The organism is Streptomyces mauvecolor (assembly GCF_039532965.1).
GTDB lineage: Bacteria > Actinomycetota > Actinomycetes > Streptomycetales > Streptomycetaceae > Streptomyces > Streptomyces violascens.
The window spans coordinates 35630-52229 of sequence record NZ_BAAASQ010000032.1; the positions used below are offsets into that span (position 1 = coordinate 35630).

The window sequence follows — 16600 nt, forward strand, 5'->3', positions numbered from 1 at the left end:
CCGACCCGGAACGCGGTGCCCTGATGGGCGTGGACGGACGTGAGCCGTACCCGAGCGACCTGTCGGATGAAGCGTGGGAGCTGATCCGGCCGGTCATCACCGCGTGGAAGGCAAAGCATCCGTCGGTCAGCGGGCACGAGGGCCAGTACGCGATGCGGGAGATCGTGAACGCGCTGCTGTACCAGGCCCGGACCGGCTGCCAGTGGCGCTACCTGCCCCATGACCTGCCGCGCACAAGCGCGGTGTACTACTACTTCGGGCTCTGGCGTGACGACGGCACCGCCGAGACCGTCCACGATCTGCTGCGCTGGCAGGCCCGGGAGATGCGTCGGCGGCGCGAGGACCCCACAGCCGTGGTTCTGGACTCGCAGACTGTGCGGGCCTCGGTCAACGCGCCGCGGGAGACGACCGGGCTGGATCCGGGCAAGAGGAGCCCGGGCCGGAAAAGAGGCATCGCCACCGACGTCATCGGTCTGGTCATTGCCGTGATCGTGGTCGCCGCCAGCGTGCACGACAACGCCATCGGCATCGCCCTGCTGGACAAGGTCACCGCGACCGCGCCGACGGCGACGAAGGCGTGGGTGGACGCCGGGTTCAAGGAGGCCGTCGTGGAGCACGGCGCCCGCCTCGGCATTGACGTCGAGATCGTCCACCGCGAGCCCGGAGCACGCGGGTTCACTCCGCAGCCCAAGCGGTGGGTGGTCGAGCAGACGCTCGGCACCCTCATGCTGCACAGACGTCTCGTGCGTGACTACGAGACCAGGCCGGCCAGTTCGGTGGCCTGGATCCACTGGTCCATGACCGACGTCATGCTCCACCGCCTCACCCGCACCACCACTGCGACCTGGCGCGACCCGCCCGCCGGGCACCCTTCACCTCTATCCAGCAGGAACACGGATGAAGCACCTCCTGGACAAGATCGAGGCCCGGCAGCAGCTGGTACGTGAGACGGCCGGACAGCTGCGTGAGCAGATCGCACTCCTCGCCGAGCAACTCGCCGCTGCCGAACGCGCCCTGGAACGCATGGACATCACCCGCGAGACGATGCTGGAACTGGCCGCTGAGGACGGCATCGAGCCGCCCGAACCGCTGCCGCCTGGTTACCGGGAGGTCCTCGCCGCCTTCGAGCAGGCCGGGCACGGGCTCCGCGCGAAAGAGGTCTGCGAGATGCTCGGCATCGGTACCGAACCACGGCACGCCGAGAGCGTCCGCGCCAAGCTGAAACGCCTGGTCGGCCGCGACATCCTTGCCGAGGCCGAACCCGGCCTGTTCACCCTGTCCCGGCCGACGCCGTCCTCGACAGCCGAGCCGGGCTGAGCACCGACGCAGTTCCGTGTCTGCTCAGCAGGAACGGTGCTGCTAGCGGTCTTGCTTCGGTCCGCCAAGGTCCCCGTGCACCCGGATGATGAGGGTTCGGCGGTCCCTCCCGACTGACCGGGTGGGACCGCCGGTGTACGGCAGGGTCAGGACTGTGCCTCAGTCGTCGGGGGCTGGCTCCTGACATCGAAGAAGCCCTCGACGGGCTTCATCGTCCCCGTGATCGGGCTGAAACTCATGTCCTGGTCCTTGTTGATGAGATCTGCGTCGGTGGGTACGACGTAGAACCCGTTGGTGGGGACGTGAGCCACGAGGCTGATGCTGTGGCGCCCTTCCCCGGCATGAGCGGGGACGGCGGGCACGGCGAACACCGCGGTGTTGGTGGCCACCAGGGCGTAGGCGCGGGCGAGTTCGGTGAGCGGGGTGGCTGCCTGTCCGGGAGATTCGGCGACGAGCTGGGCTTCCCGGCCGATGGCGTCCAGCAGCCGGGCGCGGGCATCCGCGGCAGACACCCTTGTTTGCCCGTCGCGGGAGAAGGTGCCTTCGAAGCCTCCCCTATCGGCCGGCACAACGAGCACGGCGACGTCCGCCTGTGACGTGCCGGTGATCATGTTCCTGCTTGCCGGTGCAGCCGACCCCGAGGCGGACTCCGCGCTGGCTGAGCGGGGCTTGTTGCCCAGTGCCTGCCAGAAGTTTCCGAGGCTGTTGAGCGACTCGGGTTCGATGATGCGGGCGTAGGCGCGGGCGAGTTCCACCAGCTCCGCAGATGCCTGCCCCGCGGACTTGTCCGCCACCCGCTGAGCCTCGGCGCCGATGGCCTCCAGCAGCTTGCCGGCGGCGTGCGTGGCGGAGCCTGCGCTGCCGCGGCGGATCGCGGACTCCAGTCGGTTCGAGAACGCCCCCAGGTTCGACCGCTGGTCCGTGACGGACCTGATCGCAGCATCGACCTTCGCGATGGACGAATTGGCGTCGATCGCCGACATGACGTTCACCGGCCCCACCGCGGCCGCCCCGCCTTGCTGATCGGCCGGAGCGGCTGCGCCCTGATCGGCAGGTACGGCGGCCTCACCCGCGAAGAGGTGCTGGACGCCGACGGCGAAGATGTTCACCGCCAACGCCTCGTTGGTGTTCGCCCCCACGTGCACGCGCAGCGTCTTCATCCGGTCGAAACCGGCCTGGTCCGCGACACGGTCGATCTCGTCCATCAGCTGGTCGACCTCGATCTGGATCGCAGACCGGTCCTCCTCGCTGTAGGTGCCGTTTGCGGACTGGATCGACAGCACCCGCATCCGCTGAAGAACACTGGTCACTTCATTGAGCCATCCCTCAGTGGTCTGGATGAAAGCGATCGCGTCCGCTGCACGGACGGCAACAGGCTGCCCGCTCGACTCTTCTTCGCTGCTGGTCACGAGTACCCCTTGAAGTCGGCGACTGCGCTCCGTCCACTCGCCGGAGCGCGTGTGCTAAGCGAAGCCGATCAGCTACAGAGAGCGATAGGGCAAAACCGGCCGCCAGCCGGAAGCCTGACCAATATCCGACGCCGCGGGGGAGAGCTGCACGTCGACCGTGAGGGTGAGGTCTACCCAGGTTTCCGCGAGCACCACCCATGATCACCACGACATCCACGAGCCGTCGCAGAACACCCACTCAGGCTTGATGCGGGTAGTCGCTCTCTGAACAAGGGCAGGCCATCGTGCAAATTCCCGCGCAGGAAGGGCAGTTCATGCACCGGAGGGAGCGCACGATGGCCCCGGTCCTGTCTCGGTCCGACGCGATATGCTTGCTGGAGTTCTGGAGTCACTACGCTCGTCCGACGGGGGCGAGCGCGTCCGCTGCTCGGTCGGCCGGGGCGTGCAGGACTGTCCCGTCAATGCCTTCTGCCAGCGGGCAGAGTGGCACTGCCCGGAGGAAGCCGCGCGGCGATCAGGCGATCCGGGCGCGGGACGAAAGGCGAACGACCGTCTGTGGCTGGATGCCGTCTTCGCCGTCACCACCGCGGTGCGTCCATACGCCACCTGCGGCGCCCCCGCCGCTGCACGCTCCCGGACCGGCCGCGGACGGCTTCGGTGCGGCACTGGATGTCCATAGGGATGAGCGATGTCCGAGTCGATCGACACGGTGACCGCCCCGGTCCGGCAGCTCATCCAGCCGACGGTGCCGGTATCGCGTACTCGGCGGCGCGGCTGACCTGCTCCCATCCGGCCCAAGTGGCCATGCGCTTGCGGGAGATGTCGAATGCGAGGTCATAGACCATGCTGCCGAGCAGCAGGCGCTGCGGTGGCTCGTCGCTGTCCACGAGCGTCAGCAGGGCCGCCGCGGCGAGCTTCGGGTCGCTGTCGACCGAGCCCTCGGCGAACTGCGCCGCGAGGTCCGCCCGCAGCGGGTCGTATGCCGCCAGTGTGCCGGTGCAGTGCATCGCGGTGTAGAGGTCCGTCCAGTAGCCGCCGGGCTCGATGATGCTGACCTTCACTCCGAAGCCGGCCGCCTCCAGGGCGAGCGCCTCGCTCAGGCCCTCGAGGGCGAATTTGCTGGCGCTGTAGAGACCTGTGCTCGGGAAGCCTCCGAGCGCTCCGATGCTCGATATCTGCACCAGATGCCCGGAGCCCTGCTTGCGCAGGGTGGGCAGCACCGCCTGAGACACCCATAGGGCTCCGAAGAAGTTGACTTCGAACTGAGCTCGGGCCTCGGCCTCGGTGAATTCCTCGACCATGCCCATGGACAGCGTCCCGGCATTGTTGACGACGACGTCGAGCCGCCCGAAATGGCCGACTGTTTCGGCGACGGCCGCGAACACCGCTTCACGGTCGGTCACGTCCAGCCCGAGGGGCAGGACCCGCCCGGGATGGGCGGCCGCGAGCTCCTCCAGGGGGCCGACCGTACGCGCGGCGAGGGCGACGCGATCGCCCGCGCCGAGCGCCGCCTCCGCGAAGGCGCGGCCGAGACCTCGGCTGGCTCCCGTGATGAACCAGACGCGGCCGGTGCTTCCGGGTGAGGTACGCATGGCATGACTCCCCTCCGTGAGACGAGACGGTTCGTCTCGTTCGGTGCCTCGATCATGGCAGCCGTCCCGACCAGCGTCAATACGGACCGTCTCGTCTCGTTCGCTGCGTAGAATGGAAGCCATGCCTGCGAAGCCGACAAGCAATGCCCCGGACCCCATCCGCCGCAACGAGGCGTCCCGTAAGGCGATCCTGACGGCCGCCTTCGACCTGGTCGGAGAGGTCGGATTCGGCAAGCTGAGCATCGAGGCGATCGCCGCGCGCGCCGGCGTCGGCAAGCAGACGATCTACCGCTGGTGGCCCTCCAAGGGCGCGGTGCTCTTCGACGCGCTGCTCATGCTCAGCGAGGACCAAGCCACCGGCAGACCCGAACTCCCCGACACGGGCAGCCTGGAGGCCGACCTCAAGACGGTGCTCCGTGCCACTGTCCGCGAGCTCAACGACCCTCGCTACGACGAGCCGATGCGCGCCCTCAACACCGAGATCGTGCACAACCAGGAGCTCGCCGCGGCCTACACCGAGCGCCTGCACGAACCGATGCAGCGCCTCAAACGCGACCGCCTGCGCAAGGCCCAGCAGGCCGGTCAGCTCGACCCGAACACCGACCTCGACCTTGCAATAGAGATGATCTGGGGCCCGCTGCTCAACCGCTGGCTGCAGCGCACCGGCCCGCTCACCCCGGAGTACACCGACAGCATCGTGGAGACGGCACTCCGCGGCTTGATGCCGCGTTAACGTCCGGTTCGGGAAGTGTTGGAGGGATAAGGGGAGAAGTCCGGACGAGACATGCCTCCGCTTTCGCAGGAAGCACGGATACCTCGCGCCAGTGCTGTAATCGAGAAGGTTCACCGGGTCGCCGGCGCTGCTCGCGGACATCGAGCTCGAAGCGGTCCGCCTGCCGTGGACCAGCTAGAGCCATGGCCGGGAACGTTCGCCAGGTCGGGTGGTCGGGCTGCGCCTGGTAGTTGCCTGCCGCCGCAGCGGACACCTTTCTCGCATCGGATGCCTGCTCGTCCTCGTCGTTGGGCGGCCGGGATGTCGGGACGGCGGGCGTTCAGGTCGCGCCAGCACAGGTCGGCGTGCAGAGCCCTGGCCGGGACGGTGTGGTTGGGGTGAAGCACAACTCGACCCTATTCAGGGCCGCCCACCTGCGGATCGCACGCGGAGCCGTACCGGAGACGTGCCGGACTTGAGCGGGCCCGCTTTGCGATGGACGTGCACGCAGGTGGCGGTGTCGATCAGGATCTCCGGGCGGTCGCGGAAGCGCGCTCGACGCGGATGAGGATGGATTTGGTCGCGGGGGTGTTGCTGATCTCGGCCGTGGCGTCCAGGGCGACCAGCACGTTCGTCTCGGGGTAGTAGGCCGCGGCGCAGCCCCGCGGTGTGGGGTAGCGGACGGCGCGGAAGCCGGGCGCACGACGTTCCCCGTCGGGGTTGACACTGATCAGGTCGACCAGGTCACCGTCGCGCAGGTGGAGCCCGCGAAGGTCATCCCGGTTGAGGAAGACGACCCGCCGCCCTCCCTTGATGCCCCGGTAGCGGTCGTCGAGGCCGTAAATGGTGGTGTTGAACTGGTCGTGCGACCGTACCGTCGTCAACAGCAGGTGCCCGGGCGGAACTTCGGTCGCGGTCGGCGCGTTGACGGTGAAGCGGGCCTTGCCGGTCTCTGTGGGGAAGGTGCGGGAGTCGCGCGGACCCCGGGGGAGCATGAAGCCGCCGGGCTGCTGGACGCGCTGCTCGAAGGCGTGGAATCCGGGGACGACGTGCTCGATGTGACGGCGGATCACCGCGTAGTCGTCGCGCATGGCGCGCCAGCCGAGTTCGTCACCGAACAGCGCGTGGCCGAGGTCGGCGATGATCGCCACCTCGCTGCGCAGGTGTTGAGTTCCGGGACGCAGCCGTCCCCGGGAAGCGTGCACCATGGCCATCGTGTCCTCGACGGTGACGAACTGTTCGCCGGAGGCCTGCTCATCGCGCTCCGTGCGGCCCAGGCAGGGAAGGAGCAGCGCCTCGGTGCCGTGGCACAGATGGGACCGGTTCAGCTTGGTCGCGACATGGACCGTGAGGGCGCAGTTGGCCAGCGCGGCCTCGGTGACCTCGGTGTCCGGCGTGGCGGCGGCGAAGTTGCCGCCGAGGCCGATGAACACGTCGATCCCGCCGTCGCGCATGGCCCTGATCGAGTCGACGGTGTCCAGGCCGTGCGCGCGGGGTGGATCGAACCCGAACTCGCCCCTGAGCTTGTCGAGGAACGCGTCCGGCATCTTCTCCCAGATGCCCATGGTGCGGTCGCCCTGGACGTTGCTGTGGCCGCGGATCGGGGCGGGTCCGGCGCCGGGCCGGCCGATGTTTCCGCGCAGGAGAAGGAAGTTGACGATCTCCCGGATGGTGGCCACCGCGTTGCGGTGCTGGGTGAGCCCCATCGCCCAGCAGACGATCACGCTGTCGGCGGCCAGCACATCGGCGGCGCAGGACTCGATCCGGCGTCGGGACAGACCGCTGAGGGTCTCGATCCGCGCCCAGTCCAGGGTCCTCCACGCGGCAGCGGCCTCCTCGAAGCCGTCGCAGTAGCGGTCGATGAAGTCGTGGTCGAGGGCGGAGCCCGGCCGGGCGTCCTCCTGGTCGAGGAGCGCGCGGTTGAGGCCCGCGAACAGGGCCAGGTCGCCGTTGACGCGCACCGGCAGGTAGCGGTCGGCGAGCTTTGTACCCGGGCCGACCAGACCGCGCGCGGTCTGCGGGTTGTGGAACCGGCCGAAGCCGGCCTCGGGGAGGGGGTTCGCGGCGATGATGCGTGCGCCACGCTGCTTGGCCTCCTCAAGAGCCGTGAGCATGCGGGGGTGGCAGGTGCCGGGGTTCTGGCCGACGATGATGATCAGGTCGGCGTGATCGGTGATGTCGCCGTACGAGATGAGGCCCTTGCCGACGCCGAGTGTCTCGGCCAGGGCCGCGCCGCTCGACTCGTGGCACAGGTTCGAGCAGTCCGGCAGGTTGTTCGTGCCGAGCCGGCGTGCCAGCAGCTGGTAGAGAAACGCGGCCTCGTTGCTCGTCCGGCCACTGGTGTAGAAGACCGCACGGTTCGGATCGCCGAGGCCGCGCAGGCTGTCGGCGACGCGCGTGAGCGCGTCGTCCCAGGTGAGGGGCGCGTAGTGGGTGGCGCCGGGGGCGAGGTACATCGGCTGGGTGAGTCGGCCCTGGGCCTCCAGCCAGTGACCGTCCCGCTCCCGCAGGTCGGCGATGGAGTGCTCTGCGAAGAACGCCGCGTCCACGCGTTTACGGGTGGCCTCCCATGCGACCGCCTTCGCGCCGTTCTCGCAGAATTCCGCGGTCTTGCGGTGTCCGGGCTCGGGGTCGCCCCAGGCGCAGCTGGGACAGTCGAACCCATCGACGTGGTTCACCGACAACAACGTCAGCAGACTGCGCCTCGGTCCCATTTCCGCCAGGGAATAGCGCGCGGATTCGGCTATGCCGTGGAGTCCGACGCTGGACTTCTTGGGACTCGACGACGTCACATCCGAGATGGATGCCGGACCGCCGTCCGACGTGTGTGTCCCCCGAGGATTGCTTGTTTGCTCGGCCATGGCTGCCTCTTTGCCTATACGGGCCAATGATACGCAAGGGCAAAGTTGACCGTAGTGGCGTATGCGAGATACGTGAGCCAGCCTCCGGTCGCGATGTGGAACAAGCCCAGTGCGCGTTCGCCGATCTAGAGCCCGATCGAGGCGAAGAGGTCGCTGAAGTAGATCGCGAACAGCCCCACGAAGAGCAGGCCCACCGGCCAGTCGGCGACCTTGAAGAACACCGTGGCGCCCATCGCCGAGATCGGACGGTGGAAGGCCGCCGTACTCTGCGGCAGGTCTTCACGCCCACAAGTTTCGGCCTCTTTCGATATGTTTGGTGTGATGTACATCACATGCGGCCGGCCTTCTTTATGTGCAACGGCCGTGCCGGTGTGATCGCCGGGTCGAGAGCTTCGGCGAGCCGAGCCGCCAGGATGCTCGGCCGCGGCCCAGACCCAAGGACCGGGCTGGCCGGTACTCCCGGAAGGGCAGCTTGTCGACGCGCTTGAAAAAAAGTTGTTGGCCGCTGTCGATCCGGCCACGTCCCGTTCGACGTCATGTTGGGTGGCGCCTCGCCACACGATGACGCGACAGAAAACCTGATGAGGAATCCCGTGGATCAACTGCTGAGAGTCATGAACTTCAACGTCTCGAGTGACGGAATCGGTGCCGGTGAGCACCAGAGTCTTGAGCGGCCGTTCGGCGTCGACCATCCCGAGAGGCTGTTCGCCTGGGCCGGAGCCACGGCGAGCTGGCCCATGCGCACGGATGCGGGCGGGAGCCGGGGCCTCGACGACTACTTCACGCGGGACTTCGCACGCAACATTGGTGCCGAGATCATGGGCCGCAACAAGTTCGGGCCCCAGCGCGGGCCCTGGCAGAACCACGAGTGGCGCGGATGGTGGGGGGAGGAGCCCCCCTTCCACACGCCGGTGTTCGTCATGACCCACCACATGCGTCCATCGGTCACGCTCTCCGACACCACGTTCCACTTCGTCGACGGCGACCCGGCCGAGGTCCTCGTACGGGCGCGGGAAGCGGCGCAGGGCAAGGACGTCCGGCTCGGAGGCGGGGTCACCACCATCCGGCAGTTCCTCGATGCCGACCTCGTCGACACCATGCATGTGGCGGTCGCGCCGGTAAAGCTGGGGTCCGGACTGCGCCTGTGGGAGTCCCCCGATGAGCTGCTCGACCGGTTCCACCTGGAGATCGTGCCCAGTCCGAGCGGCGTGACGCACCACCTGTTCTGGCGAAGGTGACGCGAGAGCCCACTCGCTGGTCGTTGTCCATACCGCCTCCCGTGCGCCGGCGCGGTGCACGGGAGGCGGGCGGCCCATCAGGGGCCGCCGAAAACCACTGGTCCGGTGCGGAGTTGGGCCCTACCGTGCTGCCGGTGACAAGTGACCCCCGCGAACCGGCAGAGTCTCTTCCCGCATCCGGAATCTTCTCCCGTACGTATCTGGCGGCCACGGCGAGTTTCGCTGCGGTGATGTTCTTGACCGGGTTCGCGGCGCTCGCGGTGATGCCGTTGCTGCCGGTGGCGGCTCGGGACCTCGACGGAGTCGGTCTGTACCCGCTGGTGGCAGGGGCGTTCGTGGCTGCGAGCCTGCTCGGTGGTGTGCTGGGCGGGGCATGGGCGGATCGCGGCGGGGCCCGGCGGCCTCTGACAGCCGGGGTGGTCTTGACCGTCGCGACACTCCTCGTCTCCGCCACCAGCACCAGCATCTGGCAACTGGGCCTGGGGCGCTTCACCGATGGCATTGCGGCGGGCCTGGTGGCGGTGTCCGTCAACGCGGCCATCGGGCAGTCCTATCCGGATCACCTACGTGCCCGCGCCTTGTCCCTCATGAGTGCCTGCTGGATTGTTCCGTCACTGGCCGGTCCTCCGCTCGCCGGGTTCGTAGCCGAGTTGTGGTCCTGGCGTGCGGTGTTTTTCGGCCTCGCCGGGTTCACCCTGATTCCCGCGGCAGCCGCGGTACTGCTCCTTCGCGGACGATCGGCACACTCAGGAGCACCGCAAGAACCTGAGAATTCCCGGGCATCCCTGCGGCGGCCCGCGTTGCCTGCGGCAGTGGTGGTAAGCGCGGCCGCGGCTCTCACCCAGTACGGCGTTTCCGCCTGGAACGTACGTCACGCGGTGTGCGCGTCGACCGGTGTGGTGCTGCTCGTGGCGTTCGCCCCGAGGCTGCTGCCACCGCACACCTGGCGAGCCGGGGGAGGGTTGCCCGCCACGGTGCTCCTGCGGGCGCTGACCTCCGGTGCGTACTTCACGCTCGAAGCCTTCGTCCCCCTGATGCTCAGCACGGCGCGACATGTACCGGGCATCGTGGTGGGGCTGGCATTCACCGGGGCGGCACTTGCCTGGGCTGGAGCCTCCTGGGTGCAGAGCCGCCTGCAGAGCCGGGTGCGACGGCACCGGCTTGTCGCCGTCGGGGCCGGGATCATGGCGGTCGCGGTGGCGGTAGCGGCACTGTGCACCGTGCCGGCGGTGCCTCCGGCCGTAGCGGTGTCCTCGATGGCGATGGCCGCCGTCGGCATGGGGCTCGCGGCGCCGTCACTCACACTGCTGTCGCTGGCGCACACTTCGGCCGACCAACAGGGCTATGCAAGCGGCGCGATGCAGACTGCGCAGAATCTGGGCCAGACCCTGGTCCTGGCCGTGGCGTCGGCTCTGTTCACGGCGCTCTCGGCGGTATCGACGAGTCAATTGCCCGCGTTCGCCGGCGCATTCGCGCTCCTGGCTCTCCCGATCGCCGGGGCTGTCTGTCTGGCAGGCCGGACACGCGTCGTGGCCACGGACCGGCACCACGCCTCGGGACCGTCCATCCCTACGGCCAATGCTGGAGCCGACAAGGGAACTTAGGGGTTCCGGGGGAGTGCCACCGTGTCCGTGACCATGCCGTTTCACGACGGGTGGCAGTCGGCAGAGGACCACGGCTACGGTGGGCCGATGCCACTGATGCCGCACCGTGCCGCGCTCCTCGTCATCGACATGCAGCACGACATGTTGCCCATCATGCACCGCTCTGACCGAACCATCGGAACCATCGCGGGTCTCAGCTTCCGGGCCCGTACTTGCAACGTTCCCGTGATCACCGTGCGACAGCAAGGGTGCGGCGACACCCTTCCTGAACTGACGCCTCACGACGGTGAGTTGGTGGTCACGAAAACCTCTGCGGACGCCTTCTTGGACACCGGCCTCGACGAGAAGCTGATCCGCCTCGGCGTCACCGAGGTCCTGGTCACCGGTTTCGCCACGGAGAACTGCGTGGAGACGACCGCCCGCCAAGCCCTCAGCCACGGATACGACCTGGTGCTCGTGGCGGACGGACACACCACGTCCGTCCGCTCTCAGCCGACAGACTTCGCCCCGCCGGACCAGTCGATCGCCCACCACAACGAGATCTACCGGCACATCGATTTTCCTGATCGCAGTGTTCGGGTCCTGCCTGCCACAGAGATTGACTTCACGGCGCCGGAGCCGGGAACACGCCAAGGGCAGCGCCGGGGACGTGAGCCGTCGCAGGGCCGGACGGATACGTGAGCGAGGGCCCGGGGCGCTGTCCCGGCCGGGCGCCCGGCGAAACCGTCATGCCGATGACCGGCGCCCGTGCACCGTGGTCGCCGGGGGCGAACGCTGCCTGATCTGGCGTCATACGCCGGTGGTGCCGTCGATACGTTCCCGGAGCAGATCCGCATGGCCGTTGTGACGGGCGTACTCCTCGATCATGTGGACGTAGTTCCAGCGGAGACTGACGTCCTGGTCCATGAAGCGACCCGTATCGGTCAGGGCACGGTTGGCGCAGTGTTCGCGGGAACGGGTGATCTCCGCCTGCCAGGTGGCAAGGGCGTCGTGCAGCGTGGCACCCTCGGCCAAGTCGAAGCCGCCGTCGGGGCCACGGGTGTCGGCCTGCGGGTCGTAGATGGGCGGGGCCTGTTCTCCGGCGAACACCCGGCGGAACCAGTTCCGTTCCACCTCGGCCATGTGCTGGACGAGACCGGTCAGGGTGAAGCCGGACGGCGGCACGGGCGCGACAGCGGCCTGCTCGTCGTCGAGGCCCTCGCACTTCATGGCGAGGGTGATGCGGTGAAAGTCGAGCCAGCCTTCGAGCGTGGTGCGCTCATCGGCATTCAGGGGCGGCATGGGGCGTTCAATGGCGCTCATCGGTCGATTGTCGCCAACAGCCCAAGGCCTCGGCGAGCAGCACCACAGGAGGGCGCAGAGCCACGCTCTGCTTGGTGTGGTCTCCGCCGACCGGATGCGGCCGTCGAAGCCGAAAGCCCGTAAGCCGCCGAGCGCCCGGTCGCAGAGTGGCACACGCCCGCGTTCCTCGGCATTGGAATCCTCGTGCTCGTGGAGCCCGTACTACCCCTTCGGGCACGCCCCTGTGCCGTTGCACTCAAAGACCTTGGCCGTCACCTCGTCCGCCTCTCCCTGTTCGAGTACCTCAGCCGCCACGGGACATGACGTCACCCTGTGGACCCCCTCACGGCCAACCGGCGGAGATCGCCACCGGCTGGCTGTGCAGCCCCTTCGGCGCGCGGGCTCTCGATGAACCCGTTCTCGGCGCGCCCCTCCAGGACGGCCGCGCCGACCTCCGCCGAGTTCCCGGACTCAAGAGCGACGGTGGTCGTGGAGGTGCGGCCGCGCAGCGCCACCAGGCAGCGCGGGAAGGGGTATTCGGCGATGGTCGGCTCGCGCATCCGCTCTCAGCGGCACGGGAGCATCGCGCGTTGCGCACCCCGCTACCGTCGCCCGACCATCAACCGGGCCCCCGCTTCAGAACTACCGGACACCATGAAAGCCGGGCAGAATGAGCACAGTGTCACCGGTGTCGCCGAAGGGCCCGTCGGAAGGGGCAGCCATTGCGGTGGTGATGGTGAGCCCAAAGATGCAGGCAGTTCCGAGGATAGCTGCGGCGATACGGCGCATGAGGTTCCCTTTGCTGTCCAGGCAGTGGGGGCTTGACCCAGTGGATTGTTCGAGATATCGCATGGTTGCCCGACTCGGCGCGTAGCCATGCGCCTGTCACTCGATCGGGGTTAGCAGAGACACCCTCTTGCGCGGCCCCTCTCGTTTGACCGAGCTCTTTCGGCGTTGCCTTCGGGGTGAGTGTGGCCGCGGACATGGGCGACATTCGATGCGGTCGGGAGCGGGGGCGGCGGCAGAAGATGCGTCAGGACTTCAGCCGGGCCGCAGACCGGCAGATCACCGGCATCCGCCGCGCCCCCCCAAAAAAATCGGCGGCGGGCCTTGGTCGTCACGTTCGCCGACCCTGCTGGAGGCATAAGTGCTTTGATCGCATGGCGAGGGCACGTAAAGCCGCCTGGAAGAAGGTGAGTTGCTTGTCTCGGAGTGAACCGCCGGCCGACGACGTCGAGGCCATGCTGTCGATCCCGCCGGAGAAGTTACGAAGGCATCCCCAGCTGCTGTACGTCCGGCGCGCGAGCGAGGCGGCCGCCAAGGCGCTGACCTACGCCCGGGACGGAGCCGGGCGGACGTACGACGACATCGCCTACCGCTATCTGTGCGCCTGCCCGCAGGTGCCGTTCGTCGGTGTCGAGACCCTGGCGGGCCACGCTGAGCAAGAGCGGCGGCGCCGGCAGGCGGGACTGCCCGAAGACCTGGCCCGGCTTGCCGGGCAGCGTGACTACCTGGCCCACCGGCGCCTCGCCATGCCTGACGGGCACTTCCGGGTCGGTGTCGAGCGGGGGCTGCTGTACGCCATGGCCGAGCCTGGGGGCGAGGTCGTGGGCCGGTTTCCCCTGACGATTCGCCATCGCATGCTGGACGGGCTCAGCAAACCACAGGACGTGCGTCCCCAGCCCACCATGTCGGTCTGGCGGAACCTGACCGAGTCGCGCTGGCTGCCCCTGGACGAGCTCATCCGGTACGCCCGCTTCCCGCAGATGCGTGAGGCGTCCCAGCTGGTGCGCGGTGTTTTCCCCGGCCGGCACCATGTGTTCGTCTCGCACCGCTGGCTGGACGCCCGACAACCCGATCCGGACGGCGCTCAGGCGCGCCTGGTCGCGTGGCATCTGGTCGCCTCGATGTGCGACGCGGTCCGGGTCGCCTACCGGCGTGGGCTGCACGCCCCTCGTCAGATGGCTCCCGCCGCGATGAACATGCCGGTCGGGGTGGCAGGATCGGATCTGGCCGAGTGTCTGCTGGTCGGGGTCCTGCGCGAAGTGCTGGACGACACGTCAGTTGCGCCCGTGGCCCAGGAGCTGGAGCGGGTCGGCATGGACGCGGTCGAACAGGGCGCGGCCAAGGCGTCCGAGGACGTCGGCCTGGAGCGTTTGGCTGCCCTGCTCGACGCCCTGCCCGCACTCCGGCCGCTGCTGGAGCGCATCCACATTTGGTACGACTACACCTGCGTGCCGCAGGCTCCGCGTACTCCCGAGGAAGAGGGGCTGTTCCGCAGGACCCTCGAATCGCTGTTTCTGCTGCAGTTCGCCGGGCGCACCCTAGTGCTGCTGGACGACGTCGCCGACTACCTGGGCCGGGCCTGGTGCACCCTGGAGGCGGCGACCTCGCTGACGTCCACGGTGGGCGGGCGCCCGGACATCCTGCACACCGGTGGGCCGGCGCGGCCGTCGGGCCCCGCGACGGACACGGAGTCGCTGCTCAGCCTGGTGCACGACCGCCAACTCGTCATCTGGCGCGGGCTACTGGACACCGAAGTGTTCCGGCTGCAAACGCGCGAGGAGTGCGTGCGTCGGCTCGGACTGTCCATGGCAGAGGCCGGCGACCTTCCCTACCTCTACGCCGGCATGCTCTCCTGCGCCGTGCCGCAGGGCCGGATGAGTCGGCACGCCCTGGTCACGGGTGTGGTTCCGCTGCCGGACATGGGGGAGGGCAACATCCTCATCCCGATGCCGGACTACTCGGGGGGACAGCCGGTCGACGGCGGACGGCCGGTCCGTGTGATCGGCTCCCTCGACGGGTGGGGCGGCCTGAACCTGCGAGGTTACGTCGATGAGAGACAGGCCGACGCCGGTCCTCCCGACGCGACGCCGTACTGGAGCGTCCCGGGTCCCGACGCCGTGGCCACCACGCCGACCTGTCATGTCGCCGTTGTCGCCGAGTGCGAGGGGGAAGCCGTGCTCATCTCGTCCTGGGTACGACGGCACCGGGCGGAGCTGGAGAAGCAACTGCGGGTCAGGGTCGTCTCGGGGAGCTGGACCGCAGTGGACCCCGTCCCCGTCGGGCACCTGCCGTACGGCAGGTTGCGGGCGCGGCCTGTCCGGGCCGACGTGTGGGTGGTGGTGGGGAAGTCCGGACTGGTGGCGAACGACGTGGGCCAGGCGCTGTGCCGCGTGGTGTACGAGGCCCGCCTCCCGGCCGTCACCGTGTCCCTGGACCACACCGAGGGGAACGTGGAACAGGTCGTCGGCGACGTGGCGCCCGGCGCACCGCACAGCGGCCTCCTGTCCGGGTGGGGCTCCGGCTACGAGCACCCGTCCGGGCTTCTGTACATGCACCTCTACCACCATCTGCTTCAGTGGGGGGCGTCGGTCCATTGAAGGTTCCACATCTGGGTGAGTTCGTCGAAGGGGAGCTCGGACGTGCTCTGCGCGCCCTCAGCGTCGCCGACCGGGACGGGGATCACGCCGGCTTCAGCGCACTGTGCCGGCGGCACGCCGCAGAACTCGACGCCGACCGGAACGTATGGCTGAGCGTGCCACGGCAACTGAGGGAGAGCTTCCGCAGCGACATGGAGGCCATGCGGCCCTTCATGCTGACCGCTCAGCGCATCGCGCGCGCCTTGGACGGGTTGGGCTATCCCGCCGCGCTGCGCCAACTGTCCGGAGCTGGGCCGGGCAACCCCATGGAGAAGCTCCACGAGGCGGAAGTCCTCGCCGAGGACGGGGAGTTCGACGCTGCGGACGCACTGCTCCGCGAAGAGCTCGGCGAGGGGCTGGCCGACGACCACTGGGTGGCGCTCATCCACTCCCGCCTGGCCACGCACGCGGCCGTGCGGAACGACCTCGACACGGCCATCGAACACGCCTGCCGTGCGCACGAACTGGCACGGCGTTCGGATCAGCGGGGCGTGACGCGAGCCGCCGAAGTCCTCGACGAGCTGCTCACCGCCCGGGAGATACGCCGCGGCACCACGGACGGACGCCGGCTGGGTGCCTGCCGGGAGGCCCTCACGCACGCGCAGCGGTTGAGCGACCGGGCCCTGTTCGTGGAGAGCAACCGGGCACTGCTGCGGCTCCTCGACGAACTGGACGCGTACCCCGAGGGCTCGCCCGCCCTCCGCTACCTCGGCAAGCTCTCGGGCCTGCTGGGCATGAACCACTTCCACCTCGGCAACCGCGACGAGGCCCGTGGATGGACCCGCAAGGCCCTGCACGAGTGCCGGCTGCGCGGGGACCGCGTCGGCGAGGAGGTCTACGTGGCCAACCTGAAGGAGATCGACCGCCGGGAGTAGTGGGCATGGCCCCGGGGTGCCGAGCGCCTCATGGGCAGTGTCCGGGATCGACCTGGACCGGATGTCCGAGACGCTCCAGGAGGCCCGTGCGCTCCTGGACCGGCTGGGCACCCAGCACCACCCCGTTCCGGGTGAGCGCCGGTGCGGCGGCGGTCGGCCTCTGCCGGGATGCGGCCAGGCCGAGCTGGTGGGTGGACCCGTCGACCAGGACCCCCCGTGGTCTTCGGTGCTACGGATCACGGATCACGGATCACGGATCACGGGTCACGGCACTCCGGCACGCCGTCAG

General features: G+C 68.8%; 13 protein-coding genes. 8 read left to right on the top strand and 5 right to left on the bottom strand.

Going from position 1 to position 16600, the window contains the following annotated elements; translation table 11 throughout:
- The first annotated feature begins 29 nt into the window (after positions 1 to 29).
- Both ABD346_RS32855 and ABD346_RS32860 read left to right on the top strand, forming a co-directional pair.
- On the top strand, positions 30 to 947 hold the full coding sequence (locus tag ABD346_RS32855; protein WP_344379989.1) for an IS5 family transposase: 918 nt from the start codon (positions 30 to 32) through the stop codon (positions 945 to 947).
- Positions 898 to 1317 carry a hypothetical protein gene (locus ABD346_RS32860; RefSeq protein ID WP_344379939.1) on the top strand — a complete coding sequence of 140 codons (420 nt, stop codon included), beginning with the start codon at positions 898 to 900 and terminating at the stop codon, positions 1315 to 1317. Before ABD346_RS32855 ends, ABD346_RS32860 begins: the two co-directional genes overlap by 50 nt.
- Positions 1318 to 1463: 146 nt before the next feature.
- Here ABD346_RS32860 and ABD346_RS32865 read toward each other — a convergent pair whose 3' ends face one another.
- Positions 1464 to 2726 (bottom strand): flagellin N-terminal helical domain-containing protein, encoded by a 1263-nt coding sequence (locus ABD346_RS32865; protein WP_344379941.1) that lies wholly within the window; start codon positions 2724 to 2726, stop codon positions 1464 to 1466.
- A 731-nt stretch (positions 2727 to 3457) separates the two neighbouring features.
- A complete protein-coding gene (locus ABD346_RS32870; RefSeq protein ID WP_344379943.1) occupies positions 3458 to 4318 on the bottom strand; it encodes an SDR family oxidoreductase in 861 nt (286 codons plus the stop codon).
- A 121-nt stretch (positions 4319 to 4439) separates the two neighbouring features.
- On the opposite strand from ABD346_RS32870, the gene ABD346_RS32875 reads away from it, so the two are divergent.
- Positions 4440 to 5051: a TetR/AcrR family transcriptional regulator gene (locus ABD346_RS32875; protein ID WP_344379945.1), complete on the top strand. Its 612-nt coding sequence runs from the start codon at positions 4440 to 4442 to the stop codon at positions 5049 to 5051.
- A 503-nt stretch (positions 5052 to 5554) separates the two neighbouring features.
- Here ABD346_RS32875 and ABD346_RS32885 read toward each other — a convergent pair.
- Positions 5555 to 7891, bottom strand: coding sequence for an FdhF/YdeP family oxidoreductase (locus ABD346_RS32885; protein WP_344379947.1), 2337 nt, complete (start codon positions 7889 to 7891; stop codon positions 5555 to 5557).
- Between the two features lie 593 nt (positions 7892 to 8484).
- Between ABD346_RS32885 and ABD346_RS32890 the strand changes: the two genes are divergently transcribed.
- The 3 genes from ABD346_RS32890 (at position 8485) to ABD346_RS32900 (ending at position 11414) form a co-directional block, all read left to right on the top strand.
- Positions 8485 to 9129 carry a dihydrofolate reductase family protein gene (locus ABD346_RS32890; protein WP_344379991.1) on the top strand — a complete coding sequence of 215 codons (645 nt, stop codon included), beginning with the start codon at positions 8485 to 8487 and terminating at the stop codon, positions 9127 to 9129.
- 230 nt (positions 9130 to 9359) lie between these two features.
- The gene (locus ABD346_RS32895; protein WP_344379993.1) at positions 9360 to 10733 is read left to right on the top strand and encodes an MFS transporter; all 1374 of its coding nucleotides are present in this window, start codon (positions 9360 to 9362) and stop codon (positions 10731 to 10733) included.
- Positions 10734 to 10754: 21 nt separating this feature from the next.
- On the top strand, positions 10755 to 11414 hold the full coding sequence (locus ABD346_RS32900) for an isochorismatase family protein (protein WP_381227466.1): 660 nt from the start codon (positions 10755 to 10757) through the stop codon (positions 11412 to 11414).
- Positions 11415 to 11522: 108 nt separating this feature from the next.
- Here ABD346_RS32900 and ABD346_RS32905 read toward each other — a convergent pair whose 3' ends face one another.
- Together ABD346_RS32905 and ABD346_RS32910 are read right to left on the bottom strand one after the other, a co-directional pair.
- Positions 11523 to 12035, bottom strand: coding sequence for a DinB family protein (locus ABD346_RS32905; protein WP_344379949.1), 513 nt, complete (start codon positions 12033 to 12035; stop codon positions 11523 to 11525).
- Between the two features lie 305 nt (positions 12036 to 12340).
- Positions 12341 to 12574: a type 2 periplasmic-binding domain-containing protein gene (locus tag ABD346_RS32910; protein WP_344379951.1), complete on the bottom strand. Its 234-nt coding sequence runs from the start codon at positions 12572 to 12574 to the stop codon at positions 12341 to 12343.
- 642 nt (positions 12575 to 13216) lie between these two features.
- Between ABD346_RS32910 and ABD346_RS32915 the strand changes: the two genes are divergently transcribed.
- Positions 13217 to 15397 (top strand): hypothetical protein, encoded by a 2181-nt coding sequence (locus ABD346_RS32915; RefSeq protein WP_344379953.1) that lies wholly within the window; start codon positions 13217 to 13219, stop codon positions 15395 to 15397.
- Positions 15394 to 16311 carry a hypothetical protein gene (locus ABD346_RS32920; protein ID WP_344379955.1) on the top strand — a complete coding sequence of 306 codons (918 nt, stop codon included), beginning with the start codon at positions 15394 to 15396 and terminating at the stop codon, positions 16309 to 16311. The genes ABD346_RS32915 and ABD346_RS32920 overlap by 4 nt, the downstream gene beginning before the upstream one ends.
- The last annotated feature ends 289 nt before the right edge of the window (positions 16312 to 16600 follow it).

What these genes read in the sequence shown, in the direction of transcription:
- ABD346_RS32860 (WP_344379939.1), top strand. Translation starts at nt 898, where the DNA reads ATGAAGCACCTCCTGGACAAGATCGAGGCCCGGCAGCAGCTGGTACGT.
- ABD346_RS32870 (WP_344379943.1), bottom strand. Translation starts at nt 4,318, where the DNA reads ATGCGTACCTCACCCGGAAGCACCGGCCGCGTCTGGTTCATCACGGGA.
- ABD346_RS32875 (WP_344379945.1), top strand. Translation starts at nt 4,440, where the DNA reads ATGCCTGCGAAGCCGACAAGCAATGCCCCGGACCCCATCCGCCGCAAC.
- ABD346_RS32885 (WP_344379947.1), bottom strand. Translation starts at nt 7,891, where the DNA reads ATGGCCGAGCAAACAAGCAATCCTCGGGGGACACACACGTCGGACGGC.
- ABD346_RS32895 (WP_344379993.1), top strand. Translation starts at nt 9,360, where the DNA reads ATGTTCTTGACCGGGTTCGCGGCGCTCGCGGTGATGCCGTTGCTGCCG.
- ABD346_RS32905 (WP_344379949.1), bottom strand. Translation starts at nt 12,035, where the DNA reads ATGAGCGCCATTGAACGCCCCATGCCGCCCCTGAATGCCGATGAGCGC.
- ABD346_RS32910 (WP_344379951.1), bottom strand. Translation starts at nt 12,574, where the DNA reads ATGCGCGAGCCGACCATCGCCGAATACCCCTTCCCGCGCTGCCTGGTG.